Source organism: Actinoplanes sp. NPDC051861, assembly GCF_040681145.1.
Lineage (GTDB): Bacteria > Actinomycetota > Actinomycetes > Mycobacteriales > Micromonosporaceae > Actinoplanes.
Genome location: NZ_JBFAYE010000008.1, coordinates 153,091 through 175,096 on the forward strand (window position 1 = coordinate 153,091; position 22,006 = coordinate 175,096).

The 22,006-nt window shown below is 71.8% G+C and carries 15 protein-coding genes; 8 read left to right on the forward strand and 7 right to left on the reverse strand.

What is annotated here, in order from left to right:
- Positions 1–22 precede the first annotated feature (22 nt).
- The 5 genes from eccE (at position 23) to AB0M02_RS22805 (ending at position 9,230) form a co-directional block, all read left to right on the forward strand.
- Positions 23–1,534, forward strand: a complete 1,512-nt coding sequence (gene eccE / locus AB0M02_RS22785) for a type VII secretion protein EccE (RefSeq protein WP_364229738.1) — start codon at positions 23–25, stop codon at positions 1,532–1,534.
- On the forward strand, positions 1,531–2,277 hold the full coding sequence (locus tag AB0M02_RS22790) for a hypothetical protein (protein ID WP_364229740.1): 747 nt from the start codon (positions 1,531–1,533) through the stop codon (positions 2,275–2,277). The genes eccE and AB0M02_RS22790 overlap by 4 nt, the downstream gene beginning before the upstream one ends.
- 221 nt (positions 2,278–2,498) lie before the next feature.
- On the forward strand, positions 2,499–4,247 hold the full coding sequence (locus AB0M02_RS22795; protein ID WP_364229742.1) for a trypsin-like peptidase domain-containing protein: 1,749 nt from the start codon (positions 2,499–2,501) through the stop codon (positions 4,245–4,247).
- Positions 4,248–4,305: 58 nt separating this feature from the next.
- Positions 4,306–5,301 carry a MoxR family ATPase gene (locus tag AB0M02_RS22800; protein WP_364229743.1) on the forward strand — a complete coding sequence of 332 codons (996 nt, stop codon included), beginning with the start codon at positions 4,306–4,308 and terminating at the stop codon, positions 5,299–5,301.
- Positions 5,298–9,230 carry an ATP-binding protein gene (locus tag AB0M02_RS22805; RefSeq protein WP_364229744.1) on the forward strand — a complete coding sequence of 1,311 codons (3,933 nt, stop codon included), beginning with the start codon at positions 5,298–5,300 and terminating at the stop codon, positions 9,228–9,230. The genes AB0M02_RS22800 and AB0M02_RS22805 overlap by 4 nt, the downstream gene beginning before the upstream one ends.
- 3 nt (positions 9,231–9,233) lie before the next feature.
- Here the strand turns inward: AB0M02_RS22805 and AB0M02_RS22810 are convergent, their stop codons facing one another.
- From AB0M02_RS22810 to AB0M02_RS22820, 3 genes are read right to left on the reverse strand one after another with little or no spacing between them, the layout of a single operon-like run.
- Complete coding sequence (locus AB0M02_RS22810; RefSeq protein WP_364229746.1) at positions 9,234–11,636, reverse strand: GTPase-associated protein 1-related protein; 2,403 nt, start codon at positions 11,634–11,636, stop codon at positions 9,234–9,236.
- The gene (locus tag AB0M02_RS22815; RefSeq protein WP_364229748.1) at positions 11,633–12,844 is read right to left on the reverse strand and encodes a zinc ribbon domain-containing protein; all 1,212 of its coding nucleotides are present in this window, start codon (positions 12,842–12,844) and stop codon (positions 11,633–11,635) included. Before AB0M02_RS22815 ends, AB0M02_RS22810 begins: the two co-directional genes overlap by 4 nt.
- Positions 12,841–14,256 (reverse strand): hypothetical protein, encoded by a 1,416-nt coding sequence (locus tag AB0M02_RS22820; RefSeq protein WP_364229750.1) that lies wholly within the window; start codon positions 14,254–14,256, stop codon positions 12,841–12,843. Before AB0M02_RS22820 ends, AB0M02_RS22815 begins: the two co-directional genes overlap by 4 nt.
- A 118-nt stretch (positions 14,257–14,374) precedes the next feature.
- Between AB0M02_RS22820 and AB0M02_RS22825 the strand changes: the two genes are divergently transcribed.
- Positions 14,375–15,865 carry a phospholipid carrier-dependent glycosyltransferase gene (locus AB0M02_RS22825; protein ID WP_364229751.1) on the forward strand — a complete coding sequence of 497 codons (1,491 nt, stop codon included), beginning with the start codon at positions 14,375–14,377 and terminating at the stop codon, positions 15,863–15,865.
- Positions 15,866–15,881: 16 nt separating this feature from the next.
- Here AB0M02_RS22825 and AB0M02_RS22830 read toward each other — a convergent pair whose 3' ends face one another.
- Genes AB0M02_RS22830 through AB0M02_RS22840 form a run of 3 tightly spaced genes read right to left on the reverse strand, consistent with a single transcriptional unit; the run spans position 15,882 to position 19,551 of the window.
- A complete protein-coding gene (locus tag AB0M02_RS22830) occupies positions 15,882–16,664 on the reverse strand; it encodes a hypothetical protein (protein WP_364229753.1) in 783 nt (260 codons plus the stop codon).
- On the reverse strand, positions 16,661–18,817 hold the full coding sequence (locus AB0M02_RS22835) for a hypothetical protein (RefSeq protein WP_364229755.1): 2,157 nt from the start codon (positions 18,815–18,817) through the stop codon (positions 16,661–16,663). Before AB0M02_RS22835 ends, AB0M02_RS22830 begins: the two co-directional genes overlap by 4 nt.
- Complete coding sequence (locus AB0M02_RS22840; protein WP_364229757.1) at positions 18,814–19,551, reverse strand: hypothetical protein; 738 nt, start codon at positions 19,549–19,551, stop codon at positions 18,814–18,816. The genes AB0M02_RS22835 and AB0M02_RS22840 overlap by 4 nt, the downstream gene beginning before the upstream one ends.
- 131 nt (positions 19,552–19,682) lie before the next feature.
- On the opposite strand from AB0M02_RS22840, the gene AB0M02_RS22845 reads away from it, so the two are divergent.
- Entirely contained in the window at positions 19,683–20,387 is a 705-nt protein-coding gene (locus AB0M02_RS22845; protein WP_364229758.1) for a Crp/Fnr family transcriptional regulator, read from the forward strand.
- A 17-nt stretch (positions 20,388–20,404) separates the two neighbouring features.
- Complete coding sequence (locus AB0M02_RS22850; protein WP_364229759.1) at positions 20,405–21,208, forward strand: patatin-like phospholipase family protein; 804 nt, start codon at positions 20,405–20,407, stop codon at positions 21,206–21,208.
- Here AB0M02_RS22850 and AB0M02_RS22855 read toward each other — a convergent pair.
- On the reverse strand, positions 21,199–21,948 hold the full coding sequence (locus AB0M02_RS22855; RefSeq protein WP_364229760.1) for a LamG-like jellyroll fold domain-containing protein: 750 nt from the start codon (positions 21,946–21,948) through the stop codon (positions 21,199–21,201). The two genes, AB0M02_RS22850 and AB0M02_RS22855, sit on opposite strands and share 10 nt — an antisense overlap.
- Positions 21,949–22,006: the final 58 nt, after the last annotated feature.

Genomic DNA, 22,006 nt, shown 5'->3' on the forward strand with positions numbered 1-22,006 from the left:
CAGCGCCACGGGGGGTGCCGGCATGACCGCGCCGCAGGCGCCGGAGCCCGACTGGCAGCAGCAACAGCAGGCGCAGGCGCGGGGTTCCGCGCGCGTGCCCGCCGCCGCTGCCGATCCACGGGCGCAGGCCGTCCGTCAGCCGGACGCCCGGGCCGCTCAGGTGGCCCCCGCGCAGTACGCGGCGCGCACCGACCAGCGGGCCTACGCCGGAACGTCCGCGGCCGGTGCCGAGGCCGCCCGGCAGGCGGCCCGTGCGGCCGCCGGTGCCCGTGCCGCGGTCGAGGCCACCGGTGTCGGCGCGACCAGCGGTGTCACGGCGACCGCTCCCCGCGCCGCCTCCTCGTCGAGCGGCCCACGCGGCCCGGCGGGCGACGCGGCGGGCTTCGCTCGGCCGGAGACCCCGGGCGCCCGCCGGCTGGGCGTGGCCCAGGTGGTGGCCTGGCAGGTGGCGATCGTCGCGGTGCTGGTGGCCTGGGGACGTCATCCCGCCGTGATGGCCGCCGCGTCCGCGGTTGCCGTGGTCTGCCTGGTGGTGACCAGCCTGCCGTGGCGCGGCGTCTGGCTCTACCAGTGGCTCGGCCTGCGCATGCGGTATTCGTGGCGCAACCGCGGCCGGGCCGGCGCGGGTGCGCTCGACGACCCCCGGCTGACGCTGCTGCGCCAGCTCCAGCCGTCGTTGGTGCTCGGTGAGCTCCAGGTCGACGGCCAGGCCGTGGCGACCATCGCGCACCCCAGCGGCATCACCGCGGTGCTCGAGCTGGCGCCCGGAAACCACACGCTCTTCGGCGCCGAGGCACGCCGCCTGCCCGACCTGGTGTCACTGCTGCCGGTCGGCGAGCCGGACCTTCCGCCCGTGGTCGTGCAGTCGCTGATCCGGGCCGAGGCGGTCACCGCCTGGGCCGGTGCCGGCGCCGCCTTCGACTCCTATCGACTGCTCACCGACGGTGAGGTGCCGACCGAGCGGCAGGGCTGGCTGGCCGTCCAGGTCCGGCGGACGCCCGAGGCCTGCCACGACGACGACCTGCGGCCCGCGCTGCTGAACGCGGTTCAGCGGGCGCGCCGCCGGCTGCGCCAGGACAAGCTGCCGAACCGCCTGCTCGGCCCGGAGGAGCTGCTGGTGGCCGCGGCCGCGCTGGCCCGGCTCGAACCGGGTGCCGCCGCGGCGGGTGCGAACGCCGTGCCGGCCCGGGAGGGCTGGAGCCGCGTGACCACCGGCCGGACCGTGCAGTCCTCGTTCCGGATCAGGAAGTGGCCCACCCAGCAGTGGGCCCTCGACCGGCTGCTGAGCAACCTGTCCACGACGGTCGCCGTGGGTCTGGCCGCGAGCAACGACCCGGTGCACGCCGGTGACAGCGGGAAGATCGCCATGGAACTGGTGATCCGCCTCGTGGCGCCGGACCGGGTGACCCTGGACGCGGCGGGCAAGCGGCTGGCCGAGCTGATCCGCGCGATCGGCGGCGACGTCGAGCGGCTGGACGGCCGGCAGGCCGCCGGGCTGGCGGCGACCCTACCGTTCGGAGGTTTCCTGCTGTGATCCGGTATCCGTCGGGCCTCAGCAAGGTCGCACCCCACCTGGCGCCGGCCGCGGCACTGGCCGACCTCACGCCGACCGTCGCCGGCGACGGTCTCATGGTGGGCCGCGACCGGGAGAACCGCCCGGTCACCCTGCGCGTGCTGCGCCCCGAGCCGACGCGGCTGCTGCTGGTCGGCGGCCTGCCGATGGCGCAGCTCATGGTCTTCCGCCTGGTGGCGCTCGGCGTCCAGGTGATCGTGCAGTCGCTGCGCCCGCAGGAGTGGGCGCCGTTCGTGCACCGCACCGGCATCGGCCCGCAACTGCTCATCCCGGCCCAGCCCGGCGAGCCCATCCAGGTCGCACCGGCCGGCCGCTCCCGGGCCGTGGTGATCGACGTCGGCCCGGTGACCGGCGACTTCCTGCGCCCGGTCCCACCCGACGTCCCCGCGCTGGTGGTCCGCCACGAGGTCACCGCCGTCGACGCCGACCTGCTCACCCGCGTCGACGCCGCCATCATGCAGCAGCTCACCCCGGCCGAGGCCGCCGTCGCCGCACCCACCACCGGCCTCTCCGAGATCGAACACTGGCTCACCCAGATCCGCCCCTCGATGGTCGCCGTCCTGAGCCAGCGCACCGTCCGCTGGGTCATGCTCGGCCCCACCGACGTCGAGGCAGGGGTGGTCGGCCCCCTCGACCGCTTCGCCTACCCCGTGATGACCGCCCAGGCCGTGCAGCAGCAGGCAAATCCCCCCACCCTCCGCTGACCCCCACCGCCGCCGGGACCTTGGGCCTCGCGGCCGTCCGCCGCCGGTGTGGGTGCCCAAGATCTGCCGAGGGCGCGGCGGGTGTTCCTCGGATGTCTGGGGTGTGTGTCGGGGTGTTTGAGCATCGTGGACGGATGGCCGATAGTGCCCCGTATGGGCGGAGAGGGAAGCTCGTCTCACGCTGGTGACGCGGGAGGGCGTGAGGTGCCGACTGAGTTCGGGTGGGACGGGAACAGCGCCGGATGAGCGAACCGCTCTGGCAGGCCCGGGTCGATGTTCCGGCCACCTCCCGGTGGGGCAGTGGCTTTCTGGTGACCGACCGGCATGTGCTCACCTGTGCGCACGTCGTGCTCGACGCGACCGAGGTGCTGGTCAAGCTGCGGGACACCCCGGAGCGCCGGGCGGGCACCGTGGTCACGTCCGGGCCGTGGTTCTCGCCGACCGCCAAGGACGCCGATCTGGCCGTCGTGGAGCTGGACCGGCCCGTCAGCGTCGCGCCGGCCCGGCTGGCGCCGCATTCGGCGGTGGAGATCTACGCCCGGCAGGAGCTGACCGCGCTGGGCTTTCCCGAGCGGTTCGTGCGCGACGGCGTCAACAGCTCGTTCACCGCCGCACCGGACCGTCCGATCGGGCCGAACGTGCAACTCGACGCGAGTGACGACCTCGGCGTCTGGCTGCAGTCCGGTTTCAGCGGCGCCGCGGCGTACCACATGACGACCCGGCAGGTGGTCGGCATGGTCAAGTCGGCGGTGTGGGACCAGGAGCGGCTCGGCGTGATGGTGCCGGTGTCGCAGCTGGCCGAGCACTGCCCGCAGCTCAACGAGATCATCCGGCTCGGTTCGATAAGCCCGAGGGCGTACACGGAGTTGCGCGCCGCTCTGCACCCCGTGCGGGACCTGTCCCGCGAGGAGGTGGGGCAGCTGCTCACCCTGGTCCGCGCCGGGGGAGTGAAGGACATCCCGGAGCTGAACACCGTGCAGGCGCTCGTCGAGGCCCTGGTGGTGGAGACGGTCATGGTCGACGACCGGCGCATGCGGTACCACCTGAACGCGCTGCTCGGCATGCTCAAGACAGACGAGACCTGGCGCTGGGCCCATAAGCACCTGGGCCCGGACGTGCCGGCCGCCGCGCCGCCGCCCCGGGTCGTCGACCACGACTGCGCGATCGTGGTCTGTCTGGAACCGGCCGCCGCCACCGGTACCGAGTCCTACGAGCTGACCGTGTGGACGGTCAGCGAGCCGGACGGCGAGCTGTGCGAGCCGGTGGTCAACAAGGAGCGGGTCACGCCGGCGCAGTGGCAGGAGCGGGTGGAGGAGGAGCTGGTCAAGGCCCGTCGCCGGCTTCCGCCGACGTCCGGGACGGTGTACGTGGAATTCGTCCTCCCCCGCAGGTTCCTCGCCGAGCCGGTGGACGAGTGGAAGGACTTCGTCGACGGTGGCGTGCCGCTCGGCGTGAACCGGCCGGTGGCGGTACGCGATCTCGACTGGTTCAGCGACGCCTACCCGTCGGACCTGATCCGCCGTGCCGCCGTGCTGCGCGACCAGCGGATCAGCATCGGCGAGGTTCTGCGGTCGCAGGACTGCGGTGACCCGCCGCGCAGCCTGCGGTCGTTCGGGGGATGGCTGCGCGACGAGGACGACGGCCCGTTCGCGGTCGGCCTGTCCGGGGAGTGGGCGGGATCGGAGCACGTCAGCGCCGCCGCTGCCGCATGCCCGCCGATCCTGCTCTGGCGCCGTCAGCCGTGTCCTCCGGGCGCGCACGTCGAGGACGGTGAGTGCAGCGGCACGCGCTTCGTCGAGGAGCTTCGCAAGCGGCTGCACAACGTGACCATCGACGGCATCGGCTCCGCCGTTCGGAAGATGCGGGCCTCGGCCGTCGCCGCGGAGGACGAGGCACATTTCGGCACCGGCCTCTCGCTGCTGCGTGACGACGCCCGCCGCCGCCCGATCCCACTCAGCTTCGCGGAGTGACCGAAATGAGCGGTATGAGCGATATGAGCGGCGAGAACAGGATACGAGAGAGGTGACCGTGCCCGACGACGACGCCTGGTTCATCTACCAGGGCACCGGGAGGGAGCACAACCGGATCGAGGAGCTCCCGCCTCCACCGCCGTGGCGGGCGTTCGGCCCCGATCCGGCGCTCGCCGACGACCCGCCGTTCGTGGCGGAGGTACGGGACAAGGAGCGCCGGGCCGGTGAGCGCTACCGGCCGGACGCCAAGATCGTCAAGTTGGTGAACGCCGCCCTGTATCTGCGGCGCCCGCTGCTGGTCACCGGCTCACCCGGCACCGGCAAGTCCACCCTGGCCACCGCCATCGCGCACGAGCTGCGGCTGGGCCAGGTGCTGCGCTGGAACATCACCAGCCGGGTCACCCTGCGCGACGGCCTCTACCAGTACGACCCCCTGGCCCGCCTGTACGCCGCCAGCCGCCGCGACGACGAGCCCGCCGACAGCGACGAGGACCTCGGCCAGTACCTGCGGCTCGGCCCGCTCGGCACCGCCCTGCTCCCGCGCCGCCGGCCCCGGGTGCTCCTCATCGACGAGATCGACAAGGCCGACCTGGATCTGCCGAACGACCTGCTCACCATCTTCGAGGACGGCGAGTTCGAGATCGCCGAGCTGCTGCGCCGCCCCGAGCACACCCCGATCCGGGTCACCACGATCGACAGCAGCGAACCGGTCACCGTCAGCGGGCGCAACCGCTGCAGCCGCTTCCCGATCGTCGTGATGACCAGCAACGGCGAGCGCGAGTTCCCGCCCGCGTTCCTGCGCCGCTGCATCCCGGTCGAGATCGAGACCCCGGGCCCGCAGAAGCTCAAGGAGATCGTCGCCGCCCACCTGCCGGACATGGAGCCGGGCAGCGCCGCGGTGATCGGCGACTTCCTGGAGAACCGGGAGGCCCGTGGTCTCGCCACCGACCAGCTGCTCAACGCCATTTACCTGGTGTACGCGTCCCGTCTCGACGAGGAGGAGACCCGCCGGGCCCTGGCCGATCTGGTGATGACCCGGCTGATACCACGATGAACCTGGAGGACCTGCGCGCCGTCGTGCGCCGGGGCGGGGTGGACGAGCCCACCCCTCTGGAGCTCGCCGAGACCCTCTGGCTGGCGGCCCAGATGTCCCCGGCGCGGGTGGACGCCGTCCCCATCGCGGACGCTTTACCCGTACCCCCGGAAAAAGAACGACCGAGACGCGAGCCGCCGCCGGACCCGCCGGAGTCACCACCGACTGCCGTGCCGCCACCCCCTCCGCCGGCGCCGCCCCCGGTCGAGCTGCACCCCTATCTTCCGCCCGCCGGGCGGGCGCGGGAGGCGGCGCTGGAGGAGGTACCGAAACCGATCGAGCTCGGTGACCGCCTCGCCTTCCAGCGTGCCCTGCACCCGTTGCTGAGACGCATGCCGGTGCCCGGCATCGGGACCCTCGACGAGGAGGCGACCGCGCAGCGCGCCGCCGACCAGACCGTCCGGCACGGTGAGCACGCCCGCTGGCAGGCTGTGATGCGCCCGGCGATGCGGCTCTGGCTGGACGCCGTCGTGGTGGTGGACACCGGCGACTCGATGGCGATCTGGCAGGACCTGGCCACCGAGATCATCGCGGTGCTGCGCGAGTCGGGCGTCTTCCGGCAGGTGTCGCGGCACCGCCTGGACGACGACGGCGGCACCGCGCGGCTCACCGACTGGCAGGGCCGCGCGATGCCGGCGGGACGGCTGGTCGATCCGGTGAACCGGCGGGTGGTGCTGGTGGTCAGCGACTGCGTCGGGCCGACCTGGCGGTCCGGATCGGCCGGCAACGTGCTGCGCGAGCTGGCCCGGCGCGGTCCGGTGGCGATCCTGCAGCCGCTGCCCGAACGGCTCTGGGGACGCACGTTCGCCCGGACCGTCGCCGGGGTGCTCACCGCGCCACGGCCCTGCGCACCCAACAGTGACCTGCGGTTCGCCGCCTTCGGCGGGCGCGGCCGGCCCGCCGGCACGGTCGTGCCGGTGCTGGAGATCGACGGCGCCTGGCTGCGCCGCTGGACCACGCTGGTCGCCGGCGGGCCACCGGTCACCGCCGCGGTCACCGGCGTCACCAGCCGACCGGCCGGGCCCGCGCCGGACCGTCCCGCCGGGCCGGCGCCCACCCCCGACCAGCGGGTGCGGGCCTTCCGCGCGGTGGCCTCCAGCGAGGCGTTCGAGCTGGCCCGGTACGTGGCCCTCGGCGAGCCGGTGCTGGACGTCATCCGTCACGTCCACCACGCGATGTTCCGCCCGGCCCTCCCGGCGCATCTGGCCGAGGTGCTGCTCAGCGGCCTGCTGCGGGTCGAGGACAGCCGGCTCGGGCGGTACCGGTTCGTCGACGGCGTGCCCGAGGTGCTCACCGCCACGCTCAGCGTCAGCCAGACCCTGTACGCCAACCAGCTCCTCGAACGGGTCTCCGCCTCGGTACGCAGCCTGTCGCCCGGCCGCGACCGCTTCCCCGCCCTGACACCCGCCGACGGCGACGAGCAGCTCAGCACCGGCAGCCTCCCGTTCGCGATCACCCCGCTCGGCCTGCGCCGGGTCGACCTGGCCCGTCGCCGCCTTCAGCACACCCCGGAGCCGGTCGCCGAGCCGGAGAGCACCGCGACGGCCGAGCCCACTGTCACGGTCGACGTCAACAGCCTGTTCCTGCCCCGCACGTCGCCGCTGGCGTTCCGCGCCCGCGACGCCGAGATGACCACCCTGCGTGACTGGTGCGCCGGCGGCGGCACGTCGATGGTCCTGCTCACCGGCCCACCGGGCGCCGGTAAGTCCCGGCTCGCCTACGAACTCGCCCGGCACCAGGTCGCGGCCGGCTGGCGGGTGATCGGCGGCGCCGGGCAGGTGCCACCGGGCGACGCGCCGGTGCTGATCGTGGCGGATCGCGCGGACATCTACCAGGACAAGATCCTGGAACCGCTGCCTGCGCCGGGGGACCGGGCCATCCGGCTCCTGGTGATCGCCCGCAGCGCGGGTCACTGGTGGCGCGACGTGCGGATCGGCATGCCGGACCAGCCGCTGCGCCCCAGCCGCACCATCGAGCTGTCCTCGTTCGGCCGGGACGAGGACCACGCGGCCTACGCCCGGGAGATGGTCTCCGAGCTGGGGGAGCGGATCTTCCCGGAGGACGGATCGGCCGTGTCGCGCGCCCGGCATGCCGTCGGCGAACCGTCGGCCGAGGACGGCGCCACGCCGCTCGCGCTGGCCCTGCACGCGTCCCGCGCCCTGCTGGGCCCCGCCGCCGCGCCCGTCGCCGACTTCCTGCTCGGCCGGGAACGCCAGTACGCCGAACACGCCGCCGTCCAGGCCGAGATCCCGTTCGCCGACTCCGACCGGCTCGACGCCTATCTGGCCGCCGCCCAGCTCTACGGCGCAGGCACGGTCACCGAGGCGCAGGACCTGGTCCGCGGGGTCGGCGCGACCGATCCCGAGATCATCCGGCGGATCGTCGTCTGGCTCTCCGATCTCTATCCCGGTGATCGGCAGAGCTACTGGGCGCCGCTGCCGCCGCTGCTGCGCGAGCGCCTCGCCGTACCCGCCGTGCTGCGCGACCGGCGGTTGATCGCCGCGCTCGCCACCGTCTCCCCGGCGCAGGGCCGCCGCGCGCTGGACCTGCTGGTGCCCGCCGCCCGCGACCGCCCGGACCTGCTGCGCGCGCTCTGGCAGGCCGCCGACCGGCAGCCCGCGCTCTACGCGACGATCCTCGACCTGGCCGCCCGCACCGGCGGCATCACACCGGAGCTGTTCGACCTGGCGCGCGGCACGATGGCGGACGCGGACGCGCCGGTCGCCGTGCTGCGGGCGGTCGCGGACGGCCTGCCGCACACGTCGATGCTGTTCACCGGGCAGGACACGACGACCGCGCAGGCTCTGACCGAGTCGTTCGAGCGGCTGGCCGCGGTCAGCGCGCCGCACCGGTCCGGCCAGGCCGAGGCGGTGCGCCAGCGCGGGCTGATCTGGGAGCGCGAGGGCCGCGACGATCTGGCGCTGCGGGCCGCGGCGGAGGAGGTCGAGCTGCGTCGCCGGCTTCCGGGTCCGGCTTCATTGGCAAGAGCATTGACAACGTACGCGGAGCGACTCGACCGCTCCGGGCAGCCGGTGAACGGGCTCGTCGTCATCAACGAGGCGCTGCAGGTGCTGGACCGTCTGGCCGACGACGCCGTCCTCGCCCGGCTCCGGGCATACGCCCTGGTCCAGAAGGCCCGCCTGCTCGGCCGGGCGGACCGCGGGACGGAGGCCACCGAGGTCGCCCGCGACGCCACCAACCGGTACCGGGCACTGGAGGCCGCCGACCCCCGCCACCGTGCCGGGCTCACCGAGGCGCTGCTCATCGAGGCCGCCCAGGCTCGGTCACGGGGCAATCGCGAGCTCGCCGTCCGCGCCGGGAACGAGGCGGTCGACAGGCTCACCGAACTCGCCACCGCCTCGCCGGAGCTGCGGGCGCGGCTGGCGTACGCCTGCGGTGCCCTCGGCATGGACCTTGCCGACCTGGGCTCGCACCTCGCGGGCCTGGGGCTGCTCGACCGCGCCGCGGCGCTCTACCGCCGGCTGGCCGCGGCCGACCCGCGACACCTGCCCGGTCTCGCCGCCGCCGGGATCGGGCGCGGTGTGCTGCTCGCCGACCTGGAACGCCTGGACGAGGCGGCCGAGGCGTTCGCCGGCGCCGCCGAGGTCTATCGCGGGCTCGGTGAGCCGTACACCTCCGCGCTGGCCGGCGTGCTCACCACGCAGGCCGAGGTGAACGCCGACGCCGGGCGCTTCGACGAGGCCACCACGCTGCTGCTCACCGCGTGCGAGCTGCGGGAACGCCTGCACAACGACGACCCGCTCGACGCGCGCCTGCGCCGCGACCTGGCCGCCGGGCTGCAGAGCCTGGCGTGGCTGTACGAGCGTCGCGGCGACACCGAGGCCGCCCGCGCCCCGGCGCTGCGTGCCCGCCTGCTGCGCGCCGACTGAGCCTCAGATCGTGTTGTTGTCGCCCCGGAGCAGCCAGGTGATCCGGCGACGGGCCCGGCCCGGCCGGGTGAAGGTGTCCCACCTCGCCGGCCAGTCACCGCCGAGGAGCTCGATCTGGCTGTCCACCTCACCGCGCCGGGCGTCCGAGCCGCGGGTCAGGAAGTTCTGCAGCCGCTGGACCATGTAGTCCATCGCCTGCTCGTCGGACTCCCGGCTGTCCGGGGGCGGCGGCAGCAGGTGCAGGACGAAAACCATCGCCATCTGCGCCGGATGCCACTTCGGCCGGGCCACCTTCGACACCAGTTTGCGCTGGTAGTCGCGCTGCAGGTCGGGGGTCTCCTCCAGGACCGCCAGCGCCGCGGCGGCCACCTTCGCCGAGACCATGGCCTCGAGCAACTCGCTCCGGTGGTTGTCGAGGGTGTGCTGGGGCACCCGGCGGACGAGCTTGGTGAGCTCGGTGGGGTCGACCTTGGCCCGGGCCAGCTCGTCCAGCACGTCGCGCATGGTTCCCTCGTGCATCAGCGCCCGCATGACCGGTGCCGGCGGAGTCCAGGCCCGGCTGCCGGCCAGCACCCGCGCCGCCAGGAAGTGCTCGTCCTCGACCCGCTGGACGAGCAGCCGGGCGGAGAGCGCCGGGAAGTGCTCCGGCCCGAACCGCGCACCCTCCGGCAGCAGACCCAGCAGCCGCTCCGCCTCGGTCTCGGTCGGCGGTTCGCGCCGCCACAGCACGGCGGTCACGAACTCGAAGGTGGCGATCGGCTCCGGCGCGTCGCGGGCGGCCTGCAGCATGTCCCGGACGAACCGGAACCGGTCGTCCTCCTCCAGGATCCGCATGCCGGCGCTCACCAGCACCTCGTCGAGCCGGGTGGCCAGGCCGGTCGCCCCGTCCACCAGCGTGTCGCACCACAGGTCGGCCAGCCGGTCCGCCGCCTTCGGATCGTCCTCGACCCGCCGGTTGAGCAGCACCTTGAGCTTGTGCTCGACCTCATCGCCGCCGGCCCAGTCACCCGAGTAGTAGTTGAGCTCCGGGTGCTGCAGCCAGTGTTCGACGAAGCTCTGCAGCCCCGGCTCCAGCATCGTCTGCTGCGGTGCCACCCCGAACCGGGCGCTCAGCCGCAGCAGTGCCTCGAACGGCTCGGGCGGCGCCATCCGCATCGCGTCGGCGAGCCGGTCGGAGGCGTCCGGCCGCCACGCCGAGTCCTCGATCTCGGCCAGCGTGCCGGGCCGGACCGTCCCACCGTCGGTCAGCTCGCGGATCTCGGACCGGAGCAGCGCCAGCCGCACCGCCGCGGCGCGCTGCGGCAGGGCCTCGTGCACCGCCTCGTCCAGGCGGATCAGCTCGCCGGGCTGCCAGCGGTCGGTGTTCTCCAGCAGCCGGTCGATCAGGTCGGGACCGTACCGGCTGAGCAGCTTCGGCCGGCACGTCGCTAGCCACTCGGTGATCGCCGGAACCGCCTCCGGCTCGGGTGGGCGGCCCAGCACGACCGCCAGCGCCAGCGACATGCCCGCCGGTCCCAGGCCGCGATGCCCGTCGGCCACCTCGGCGGCCACCTCGACCGCGTCCGCCACGTCGTACGGGTCCTCGGTCAGGAACAGCCGCACCCAGCGACGGCAGGACGGGTCCGGCTCCACCCGCGTCCAGTCGTGCGCGACCAGGTCGAACACCACATAGCCGAGCTGGTTGTCCAGGCTCGCCGAGCCGGTCGACCACTCCGGGTGCACGGCCAGGATGCGGTGGTCGGCGTACGCCGGGTTGAGCGTGAAGATCTTGAACCCGATCCGGAGGGCCTCCCGGTGCGGGATCAACAGGGTGGCCGCGGTGACCCAGCGCAGCACCAGTTCCGGCTCGCGGGCCACGAACATCACCCGCCGCCGGTCGTCGCCCCGCCGCAGGTGCGACACGAGCGCGGTCAGCATCGCCTCGCCACGGTCCTGGGAACGGACGAACCGCTGAGCCTCGACCACGCCGAACGGGCCCGGCTGCCAGCCCGGCTCCAGCGGCGGGCACTGCTGGGCGGGCGCCTGCACCGGGGTCCAGAACGGCGCACCGAACAGCTGTGCCGGGCGGACCAGGCCGTACGAGGACGGGTCGGTGGTGGCGATGGCGTGGGTGAGCTGGTTGCCCTCACGGCCACCGGTGGACTCGCGTCCCACGTAGAGTCCGGCGGCGGTGGCGTACATGTTGCTGTCGTAGACGTGCGAGAACGACGGCGGATAGTCGGAGACCGGGCGGCGCTCACGCATCCACTGCGGTGAGGGCTCGTAGAGCAGGCGGCGCTGGATCACCGACATCGCCGACAGGTTCGCGCCCGGCGACACCGCCTGGAACTGGAAGCCGTCGCGCTGCTGCAGGCCCTCGTCGGCGCGGCAGTTCGTGTAGATGTACGTGTGGAACGCACCGGTCACGGCGTCACCTTCGCCACCAGACCACCCTTGCTCATCAGCCAGAGCAGCGGCTCCTCGACGCGTACCGGCCGGGGCCGCTCCCGGGTGGTGGCGCTCTCGTAGTTGGGCTGCTCACCCAGCGCGGAGACGAAGAAGTACTGGTAGTCGCGGTACCACGCGCGCAGCTGGCTGTTGATGTCGCCACCGCCCCAGTCCTCCAGCAGCGCGGCCATCTGCTCGTGGATCAGCCGGCCGTGCACCTCGTCGTACCCGCCGGGCCGGCGCTCGGCGCGGCGCAGCGGATGGCTGTCGTCGAGGTGCCTGGCGAAGAAACCGTCCATCTTGGTGAACGCCACCGCCACCGGCACGGTGATCTGCCGGCCGTTCCAGTGCGCGCTGTCCTTGAGCGTCTCGGTGATCCGGGTCAGCACGTCCCGGGTCGGCTCCCGGTTCAGGATCGCCGCCTCCGGCAGGTTCAGCATCTGCTGCACCTCCGGCAGCTGGAACGGGTCCAGCAGCAGGATCAGGTAGTTCGACGCCCGCAGGTAGTGCAGGCTGTGGGTGTCCGCGTCGTGCGCCAGATCCTCACCGGCGGTGTCGAAGAACGACAGGTAGTGCGTCCGCTGCCGGCGCAGGCCCAGCCGGTTGCCGGTGGGCCGCTCGTTGCGCCACTCCAGCACCATCGGCTCCTTGCGGCCGTCGCGCGCCTGCGGGCTGGTGTCGAAGAGCTGTCCCTCAACATAGACCTGATGGATCCGCTCGCGGACCGCCTTCGCCTGCGACGTGAACCCCTCCTGACCGGAACCGATCGGCTGCACCGTGGCACCGAACTCCTTGCGGATCCGCTCCTGCTGCAGTTCGTCGGAGAGCACGGTCAGGAACACCGTCTTGCCGGTGCCGCGCGCGCCGAGCATCGAGATCAGCGGGCTGGCCGACACCCCGAACTCCATCGGCAGCTTCGTGTGGCACTCCGGGCACGCGCGCGACTGGGTCTCCCCGCCGCAGTACGGGCAGTTCGCCTTCGACGTCGGCAGCAGCGACAGCTCGGCCGACGGCGGGAACGCCGGCAGCGTGGCCTCGGTGAAGCCGGTCTGGTTGAGCCGTACCGGATCCACCTGGCGACGGCAGGCCGGCCGGTTGCCCGCGGGGCGACCGCGGCACAGGAACCACAGGTCGCTGCGCCGCTTGATCGGGTGGTAGCAGAACGGGCAGGCGAGCTTGGACGTCATGCGATCCTCATACGGTCGGTCGCCGGGTCCTTCGGGAACACCGGATAGGGAGCTCGGAAAAAGCAGCGGATCCAGTACGGGCGGTCCGCGCGGGGCCAGGGCAGCACGTGCCGGTCCTCGACGCCGGCGGTCAGGTCGAGCGGGCCGAGCCGGGCGTGCACCTCGCCACGGCTCGCGTCCAGCGGGATGACCTCGGCGGAACTCACCACGACGTCCACCTCGAGGCCGGCGCAGTCGCGGTCGGCGATCAGCGTCACCACCAGGTCGACAGCGCCCAGCCTGCGGCGGCGCTGCAGGTCGTAGGCCACCGCGGCCGGTGCGGCGGCGATCGAGGCGGAGACCGCGGGGGAGTACGCCGTGCCGTCGCCGACCGGGGTGAGCGCGCGCACCTCGACCCGGCCGCCACCGCGGGCGTCCTCGATCGTGAAACCTCCGGCTGTCGTGTAGCGGGCCTGGCTGACCACCTCGCGCTCGGTCACCTCGCCGGCGGTCCACGCGACCTGCACGGCGGTCGCCTGGTCCGGCCACTCCCACGTGACCCGGGCGCCGGCGCCGGAGCGGTCCAGCCGCAGCCGTCGCACCGGGGCGGCGACGCCGAGTGCCACACCCCGCCCGGGTACGGCGGTCTCGCCGGAGATCTGGAACGGCACGTACACGTGGTAACCGGTCGGCACGGTCGCGGCCAGCACGGTCCGGCCGTCCTCGCGTACCGCCTCGGCGTGCAGGTCCCGGCCCCACTGCGCCGCCTGCGACCATGGCATCGGGGCGCCGGGTGGGAACGGGGACGGGTCACGGGAGTAGCGGACGCGTACGCCCTCGGGCAGATCACCCGGCCAGGACAGGTTCACCCGGCACCGCTCGCCCTCGGCCGTCACCGGCACCACCCGCAGCCCCGGCAGCGGTGACGCGGCCGGCTCCCGCTCGGCGACCCGCTCGCGGGCGGCGGGCCGGGCCGCGCCCGCCGCCACCGGCACCCGGTCCAGCGCCGACAGCGCCGCCCAGAACTGGGCCCGCGCGTCCGCACGCCAGTCCGGCTCGGCCACCGGTTCCGCCGCCGGCTGCTCGGCCGCGACGAAGTCCTCGGCCGGCTCGGCAGCCGTGGCCGGCGACGCCCGGGCCTGCTCCCGCCACCAGTCCGGGTCCTCCATCGCCGGGCCGACCGTGGCCTGCAGGTCCTCGTCCGCCTGCAGCAGCAGCCGGCACACCGCGGCCCGGAAGTCCGGTGCCTCGGCCCGTTGCGCCCACCAGGCGCGCATCCGCGTGAGATGCAGGCGCAGGGCGTCGGCGTCCATGCCCGGGTCCACCGCGTAACGGGCGACCAGATCACCCGGGGGAAGCTGACCGTGGGTGCCACGCAACGGCCGGAGCACCTCACGGTCGTAGCGACTGGCGTCGAACAAAGAAAACCCCATCGCTCCGTGTCGTCAGTGCTAGCAGCCGACCACAGTGGCTGGAGTGAGCACAAGGGATGGGAGTGCAGAACGCGACGTCGGACGGACGACCCTGGCCACCGGGTCCTACGATCGCGGCGTGACTACGGCGACCGTTCTCCCCCAGGCGCCCGCGCCGGTCGAGCCCCCGGGCGTGCCGGAGATCGTGCGGCGCCGCCTGTCGACGCCCGCCGGCAGCCGGACCTCGTGGTTGGTCACCGCGGTCATCGTGTCGATCGCCGCGATCCTGCGGTTCGCCGGCCTGAGCAGCCCCAAGGGCCACGTCTTCGACGAGGTCTACTACCCGACCGACGCCTGGGACATGCTGCAGCACGGCGTGGAGTGGGACGAGAAGGTCAACGGCCCGGCGTACGTGGTGCACCCACCACTCGGCAAGTGGCTGATCGCGTTCGGTGAGCAGATCTTCGGCAACAACGAGCTGGGCTGGCGCTTCTCCACAGCGATCGCCGGCACCCTCATGATCCTCATCCTGATCCGCGTGGCGTACCGGTTGTTCCACTCGATCGTCCTCGCCGGCGCCGCCGGGCTGCTGATGACGCTGGACGGCTTCCAGCTGGTGCTGTCCCGCACCTCGCTGCTCGACATCTTCCTCGGCCTGTTCATCCTGATGACCTTCGCCGCGATGCTCCTCGACCGCGACCACTACCGCCGGTCCCAGCTGCGCGCCCTGGAACAGGGCAGTCCGGGCCACACCCGAGGCGTGCCGTGGTGGCTGCTGGTCTCCGGCGTCACGTTCGGCCTGGCCTGCGGCGTCAAGTGGAGCGCGCTGTTCTTCCTGCCGTTCTTCGCCGCCCTGATCCTGACGTGGCGGTTCCAGGCCCGGCGCTCCGCGGGCGTGTCCGGCTCACCGATCGCCGACCTGGGCTGGGGCGTCGTCAGCTTCACCCTGACCACGGTCTTCTACCTGGCCACCTGGGCCGGCTGGTTCCTCACCGACACCGGCTACTTCCGCCACTACCGGGCCGCCAACGGCATGAGCGAACCACCGGTGCTGGGCGCCCTGCTCAACCTGATGCACTACCACTCGGAGGCGTACAACTTCCACAGCGGCCTGACCAAGCCGCACGACTACCAGTCGTGGCCGTGGCAATGGCTGCTGATCGGCCGCCCGGTCAACTTCTGGTTCCCCAACAGGGGCGACTGCCGCACTCCCGAGTGCGCCAGCCAGATCCTCCTGCTCGGCACGCCTCTCCTGTGGTGGTCCTTCCTGCCCGCCCTCGCCGCCCTGTTGTGGTTCGCGATCGCCCGGCGCGACTGGCGCGCTCACACCCTCCTCACCGGCGCCGCAGCCGGCCTCCTGCCGTGGTTCTACTTCGCGGTGGCCGACGGCCGGACGATGTTCTCGTTCTACGCCCTGCCCGCCCTGCCCTTCCTGATCCTCGCCGTCGTCTACGTCCTCGGCACGATCGTCACCCCACCGTCCCACCGCCGCGCCGGAGCTGTGATTGCTGGCGTTTATGTGGGGGCGGTCGCTCTCTGCTTCGCCTACTTCCTCCCACTTTTCCTGGGCTGGCAGATTCCGTACGAATCCTGGCTGGACCGCATGTGGCTGGGCAGCCGCTGGATCTAGGCGACGCCCGCGTTCGTCAGGCCGGTCCGCGATGTTCTTCCAGGAGGTCGAAGAACCCCTCGCGGGCGTATTCGTTCTGTGGGCCCAGCGCGGTCATGGCATCTGCCAGGGTCTGCTGCTCGGCCAGGCGTTCCTTGAGGACTTCCCGCACCACGTCGGCGAGCCGTTCGTTCGTCATACTCGCCGCCGCACCGGGCACCGGACCCGTCAGAAGCTCGTCGAGAACCGCCGCCCACTGGGTGCTCGTTCTGGCAGTGTGGCGTGCCCGCCGCGCCGCGACGTCGCGCTCATAGTCGAGCGAGATCAGCTCTTCCCAGAACGGGCGGATGTGTTGCTGTACGCGCTCGTCCAGTTGGATGTGAACCTGGGGCCGGCAGGTGACTTTCATGCCGTCCCGGGTGTAGGACCAGTCGCCCAGATCCCGGAGCCTGCGGCGCAGGCGGCCTTCGAACTCCTCACCACGGTGCGGTTCCACGCCTCGAGCCAGCCCGGCGGCGATGCCTTTCAGGTAGCGGTGTGCGTATGGGGCGAAGCGGTCGACGAGCGAGCGCAGGTGCTGTCGCTCAAGGCCGTCACTGGACCACACGAACACGCCATGAACCTGGAACTGGAATGCGAAGCCGCGGGCCGCGACGTCGATCGGGGTGATGGACCGGCGTTCGACGAGGTGCCCGGGAGGGAGTGGTGGCGCCGGTGCCGGTTGCGGTACCGGATCGGGACCGCGCAGGGCGGCGAGGCACCTCCGCCAGAACGCGGCGAGGCGTCGCCGCCAGGTGGTCTTCTCCGTCGGCTGGTTCATCGTCTCCACTCCTCGATCAGTTTCGCGATCCATTCGGGCGTGTCCGGTCTGGACAGGAAGAGCCGCATCCGGCGGCGAAGATTCGCCGCACCCGCTATCTCGGTCACCAACGCCCCGACCCCCGTCCGCAGGCCGGCGTCGTCATCCGCGTGGCGTAACCAGTCGAGCAGCACGGGCCATGCCTGGCTCTGGGTACTGGTGCCGAGCAACGCGGCGTACCAGAGCACCGCCAGTTCGGCTGCGGAGACGGTGCCGTCGGCCAAGCCGGCCACCAGCAGAGGCGGCCGATCCCACCGGTTCTGCTGGGTCAGGTCCGCCACTCGAATCAGCGAGCGAGCGGCGTGCCGTGTGGCGAGCCGGGCCGGATCGTCGCTCCTTATCCAGGCGGCGAGCGTCGCAACGACCAGATTCGCGACCGCGGGTCCGTGGAGCTTCAGGAGCTGCCGGATGCCCTCGGCGATGGTCCAGTCATGTCTCTGCATCGGGTCGTTGGCGATATCGCCCAGGTCCGCGAGAGTCCAGCGGGCGTCACGTTGCCGCAGGCCGCTGGCGTACGCTGCGGCAGTGGTGGCGCGTTGCCTTCTCGTTCCGTGCCAGACCCAGCTGTGGACGATGCGCATGACCCGGTTGTTCAAGGTGTGCGTGGCGCTGAGGATCGCGACGGTTTGCGCGGCCGCCTCCCGCACCCTGAATTTCCCCGACTGACTCCACGGTTCGATGACGGCGACGAGAATCTCGCCGAAGTCGATTTGCGCAAGGGTCGCGGCGACGCGTACCGCCGCCTGCCGTGACGCATCATCCGCCTCGACCAGCGAATGCAGCCAAGCGATCAGGGCGGGCCGTGTGTGGTCGAACTCGTGCCATGCGGCGCTGAAGATCGGGCCGACGAGATTGCTCTTGATCCCGACGGTGCCGTAGGTGTCGGCATGCTCCCATTGCGCCGCGAGCTCGGTACCCAGCAAATCCTTGAGGGAGCACTCCAGGGCCGTGCGGCCAAGATCATCCCATCCGGACTCCGCATCCAGCTCCGACAGGAGCCAGCCGGTGGCGGTGAAGACATGACCGATGGGATTGCCTCGCAGCGCCGCGTAAGCGAGCCGGAACGCTCTCCGGTGCTGCCGGAGTCGTCGCCTGCTGGGAAGTGCGTCCTCGCACGATGGAGCCAGGATCGACAGCGCGTTCTTCCGGCGGGTCCGGCCGTCCTCGCTGACCAGAAGTTCTCGTGCCTCCTCCTTCGGCAGCTGGATCACTCGTTTCGCCAGGACGGCTGCCTCTCGGGCCAGCTCGGGAAGCGGTGCGCCCTCGTGCACGAGGCGGAGGTACGTCTCGGGATCCTCCCGCCGAGCGCATGGCGTGTTCGAAACGTGAGCGGCGAACACCGCGTGCGGGACCGGCGGAATGTGACAGATCTCGGCCTCGCTGTCGATCGCCGCTCTCGGTGCCACGTCGCGAATGAGGATCAGGAGACTCCCTGCTGCTTTCACCACGGCGTCGAGCCGGCTGATGATCGGGGCAGCGTCTTCATCGAAGATCCGGAGAAGGTAGCCGTGCTCCGGGCGCAGACTTTTGATGTCGTGGACCGCGTCAGCGGCACTCTGATCCAGCGGTGGCAGGATCTCCGTGACGTGGTCGGGTCCGAGGCGGTTCATCAGAAATCGGCAGGCCGCGCTGAAACGCCCGGATCCCGGCGCTCCGATCAGGCACACGGTGGCACGCCATCCGAGTGCGTTCTCCAGTTCCTTGTCGGTGGCGGTCGGTGCGTAGCAGCGCGCCAGCTCCTCTACCGCGGGTGGCCGCTGAAAGTCGGGCAGCCTTCGGTCCGCGAAGTTGTTCTGGACGATGTTCCGGCCCGAGGCCGACGGCCCGTAGGTGACGTTGTCGTGAAAGTCCTGGGCTTCGTAAGCGGGTCCGTTGACCTCTGCCTTGAGGCTCTCGGGGACACGCAGTTCGTCCCGCTCAAGGTATCGGGAGTCCGGCTCGGCCTCATCGGAACCCGTTTCCTCGGACGGGGCCGGTGCTTCTTCAACGGGCTCGGCCTCCGGCCCATCGGGTGGGGACGTCGCAGCCGTTTCCGGTATGTCCGTTGACCTCTGCGGTTCCGGCGGCTCCTGTGGGTGAGAATCTGCCTTTGCTTGTGCCGGATCGTCGCTCATTGCCGCGGACCGCCGTAGTTGTTGTTCTGCGTGCCGTGGTTGCCGAAGATCGCGGGACCGTTCGTGTAAACGTGGTGGATCTCCTGCGTCGGTCGCACCCGGTCGTCGTCCGCTCGCGAAGTGCCGGGCGTTTCGCCTGCGGCGTTCTCATCCGGTACATACAGCCACGCCGGCTGGGAGAACTCTTTCTCCGGCAGCTCCGCCAGGACCCGCTGGAAGAGGTCCGGCCGCAGATCCTGATACTCACGCACCACGTCCGCATACAGCTGATCCGAAACCATGAGTGCCACATTCGCCTTCGGGAAGCGGCGTTTGAGGGCGTCCTTCAGCGCCGGTGAGTCGATCAACCGGGACACCGTGACGACCGCCTCTCCCGGGAAGCCGTTGGCGCCGTCGACGTGGACGAGACCCTGGTGGACCGCTACCCGCAGGCGGATCCGGCCGTCCGGAGTGCGTCCCAGGTTGTATTGGCGCAACAGGCGGTCCAGGGTGGGCGACAGCTTGCTCACGAGGGTGCGCTCGCTCGCGCCCGGAGGCAGGATGGCAAGTTCGCCGTCGCCGGCCTGCTGCTGGAGCCAGGCCGGCCGGTCCACGCCCAGTTCGGCCGCCGCGTCCTCCATGATGCGGCGGAAGTCCTGCTGGGCGCGGTATTGCAGGAGGTTGCCGCGCTGGCCGTAGCTCTCCATGTCTACGGAGACGACGACGCGACGCTGCGGGTCACTGAACTCGGGCACCTGCCTCAGCCTTTCCGGTGGGGGGATCGGGCTCTGCTATCTGTACCGGTCCGGCCGCAGGCGAAATGCATCTAAAGATAGATTGTCAGCTATTGGCATCGAGTCGCGCGTCGCGCTGGGTGTTCGTAAGAATGCAGATCGTGGCGACCTGGGCGGCTCGAACCATCCTTGGCCGCCTCGATGCCGCGGCGCGCGCCGACCTGCTCGGTGCCGGTGTGCGTCGCCGTTACGAGGCCGGCCACGTCCTGATTCACGAGGGACTGTTCGAGACCCACGTCATCCTGCTCGAGGACGCGCTGGTCAAAGTCACCGCGCTGCTGCCACGGGGCCGGCAGGCGCTGATGGGCATTCGCGTCTCCGGGGACATCGTCGGCGAGATGTCAGCCCTCAACGAGATGCCGCGTTCGGCGTCCGTCACCACGTGCCGGCCGGCAACGGTCCGGTTGATCGGCAGCCAGAGTTTCCGCTCGTTTCTGCGCAAGCACCCGAATGCCGCGATCGCGGTCGCGGGCATGGTGGCCGACCGGCTCCGTGCGGCCAACCGGCACCGGGTCGACTTCGCGTCCTACCCGCTGCGGGTCCGGGTGGCGCGAGCCCTCCTCGAACTTGGCGCCTGGTACGGGCAGCGCACCCCCGACGGCGTCGTCGTCGACATTCATCTGACCCAGTCGGAGTTGGCGACCCTCTGCGGCGCCGCGGACATCACCATGCACAAGGCGCTCCGCGAGCTTCGCGAGGCCGACGTGATCGACACGGTGTACCGGGGATTCCTCATCCGTGACGAGGAGACATTGCGCACCGCTGCCCGGATGGGACCTTGCCACGCCTCCCGGTAGAACGCAGGGTGGTAGGGGTGAGTGACATCAAGATCGGGCTGGCTCTCGGTGGTGGGGCGGTGCGGGGTGCCGCGCACGTCGGGGTTCTCGAGGTGCTGGATCGGGCCGGGCTGGAGCCCGCGATCGTCACCGGGACCAGTGCCGGTGCGCTGGTCGGTGCGCTCTATGCGGCGGGGCGGACGCCCTCGGAGATCTCGAAGTTGGCGCAGGCTCTGCGGTGGGCGCGGCTCATCCGGCCGGCGCGGACGCGGAAGGCGCTGTTCGAGACGGCCAAGTTGGCGGCGTTTCTGGATCAGGCCGTGGGTGGGGTGACGTTCGATCAGCTGGAGCGGCCGTTCGCGGCCGTGGCCTGTGATCTGACCACCGGGAGTGAGGTGGTGATGAGGGAGGGGTCGGTCGGCAGCGCGGTTCTGGCGAGCGCGGCGATCCCGGGTGTGTTTCCGCCGGTGGACCGGGACGGGCATCTGCTGGTCGACGGGGGTCTGGTGACGATGGTGCCGGCCCGGCTGGCGCGGGAGATGGGTGCCGACATCGTGGTGGCCGTCGACGTGTCGGGGCCGCTGCCGCGCCGGCCGCCGACGACGTTGCTGCACATCATGGTCGCGGTGAGCACGTTGCAGCCGGGTGGCACCGACACCCTCGCCCGTGACGCCGATCTGGTGCTGTGCCCGGAGGTCGACGAATACGCGTTCTGGGAGCTCTCCCGCATTCCCGAGTTCGAGCAGGCGGGCCGCGACGCGGCCGAGAAGGCGCTCCCGTTGCTGCACGCGTTGAAGGACGCGGCCGCGGCCCGGCGGGAATGGGAGAACGGTCAGCCGTAAAGGCTGATCCAGACGTCGTCCAGGTCGCCGTGGAACTGGTCGTTGTTGCCGAAGGCGCTCTTGCCGCCGATGCTGAGCGGCCGGTCGTTGGTGATCGTCAGCGTGGCCGGAACGGTCGTGGAGCCCTGGACGGCGTTGTCGATGAGAACCGTCAGCGTGGTGCGGTCCCGGCGGCACTCGAGGGTGTGCCAGCGACCGTCGGCGACCGTGACCCGGGCGATGGCCAGGTGGATGGCGGGACCGGCGACGAGTACGCAGCTGGGGTGGCCGGAACGGCCGTCGATCTGGAGCTTGTACTGGCTGCCCTCGGTCGAGAAGCCCTTCTGCAGGACGTTCTGGCCCTTGCTCGTGCGATTCGGGGCAAGGCGGACCGTCGCGCCGTAGCGGAACGCGCGGTTGCCCGGGTTGAGAAAAGGTGTGCTCGGGGCACGCAGCACCAGGCGCGGGCAGGGCGAGCGCCGGCAGCGTGGCGGGAAACGCACAGCCTGGCCGGTGCCGTGCGCCACGCGTCTCAACGTCGCGCCGTGTCCCAGGACCGGGGTCAGGGTGTGGTTTTTGCCGGAACTGTCAACGAGACCAGACCTGTCGTTGAGAGCGGCGCCGTCGAAGTGGTATCGCGCGACCGGTACGCCGGCCGGCATCCACACCGGGCTCTCGGAATGACGCGTGCGGGCCAGCGTTCCGGCGGCGACAGCCGTGGCGAGCAGCAGGAGCAGTCCGGTCGCGAGGAGGCGTTTCACACCGGGTCAACCGGTGCGGCGGGCCGCGGGTTGCCCCGCGGCCCGGCCGTTCAACCGT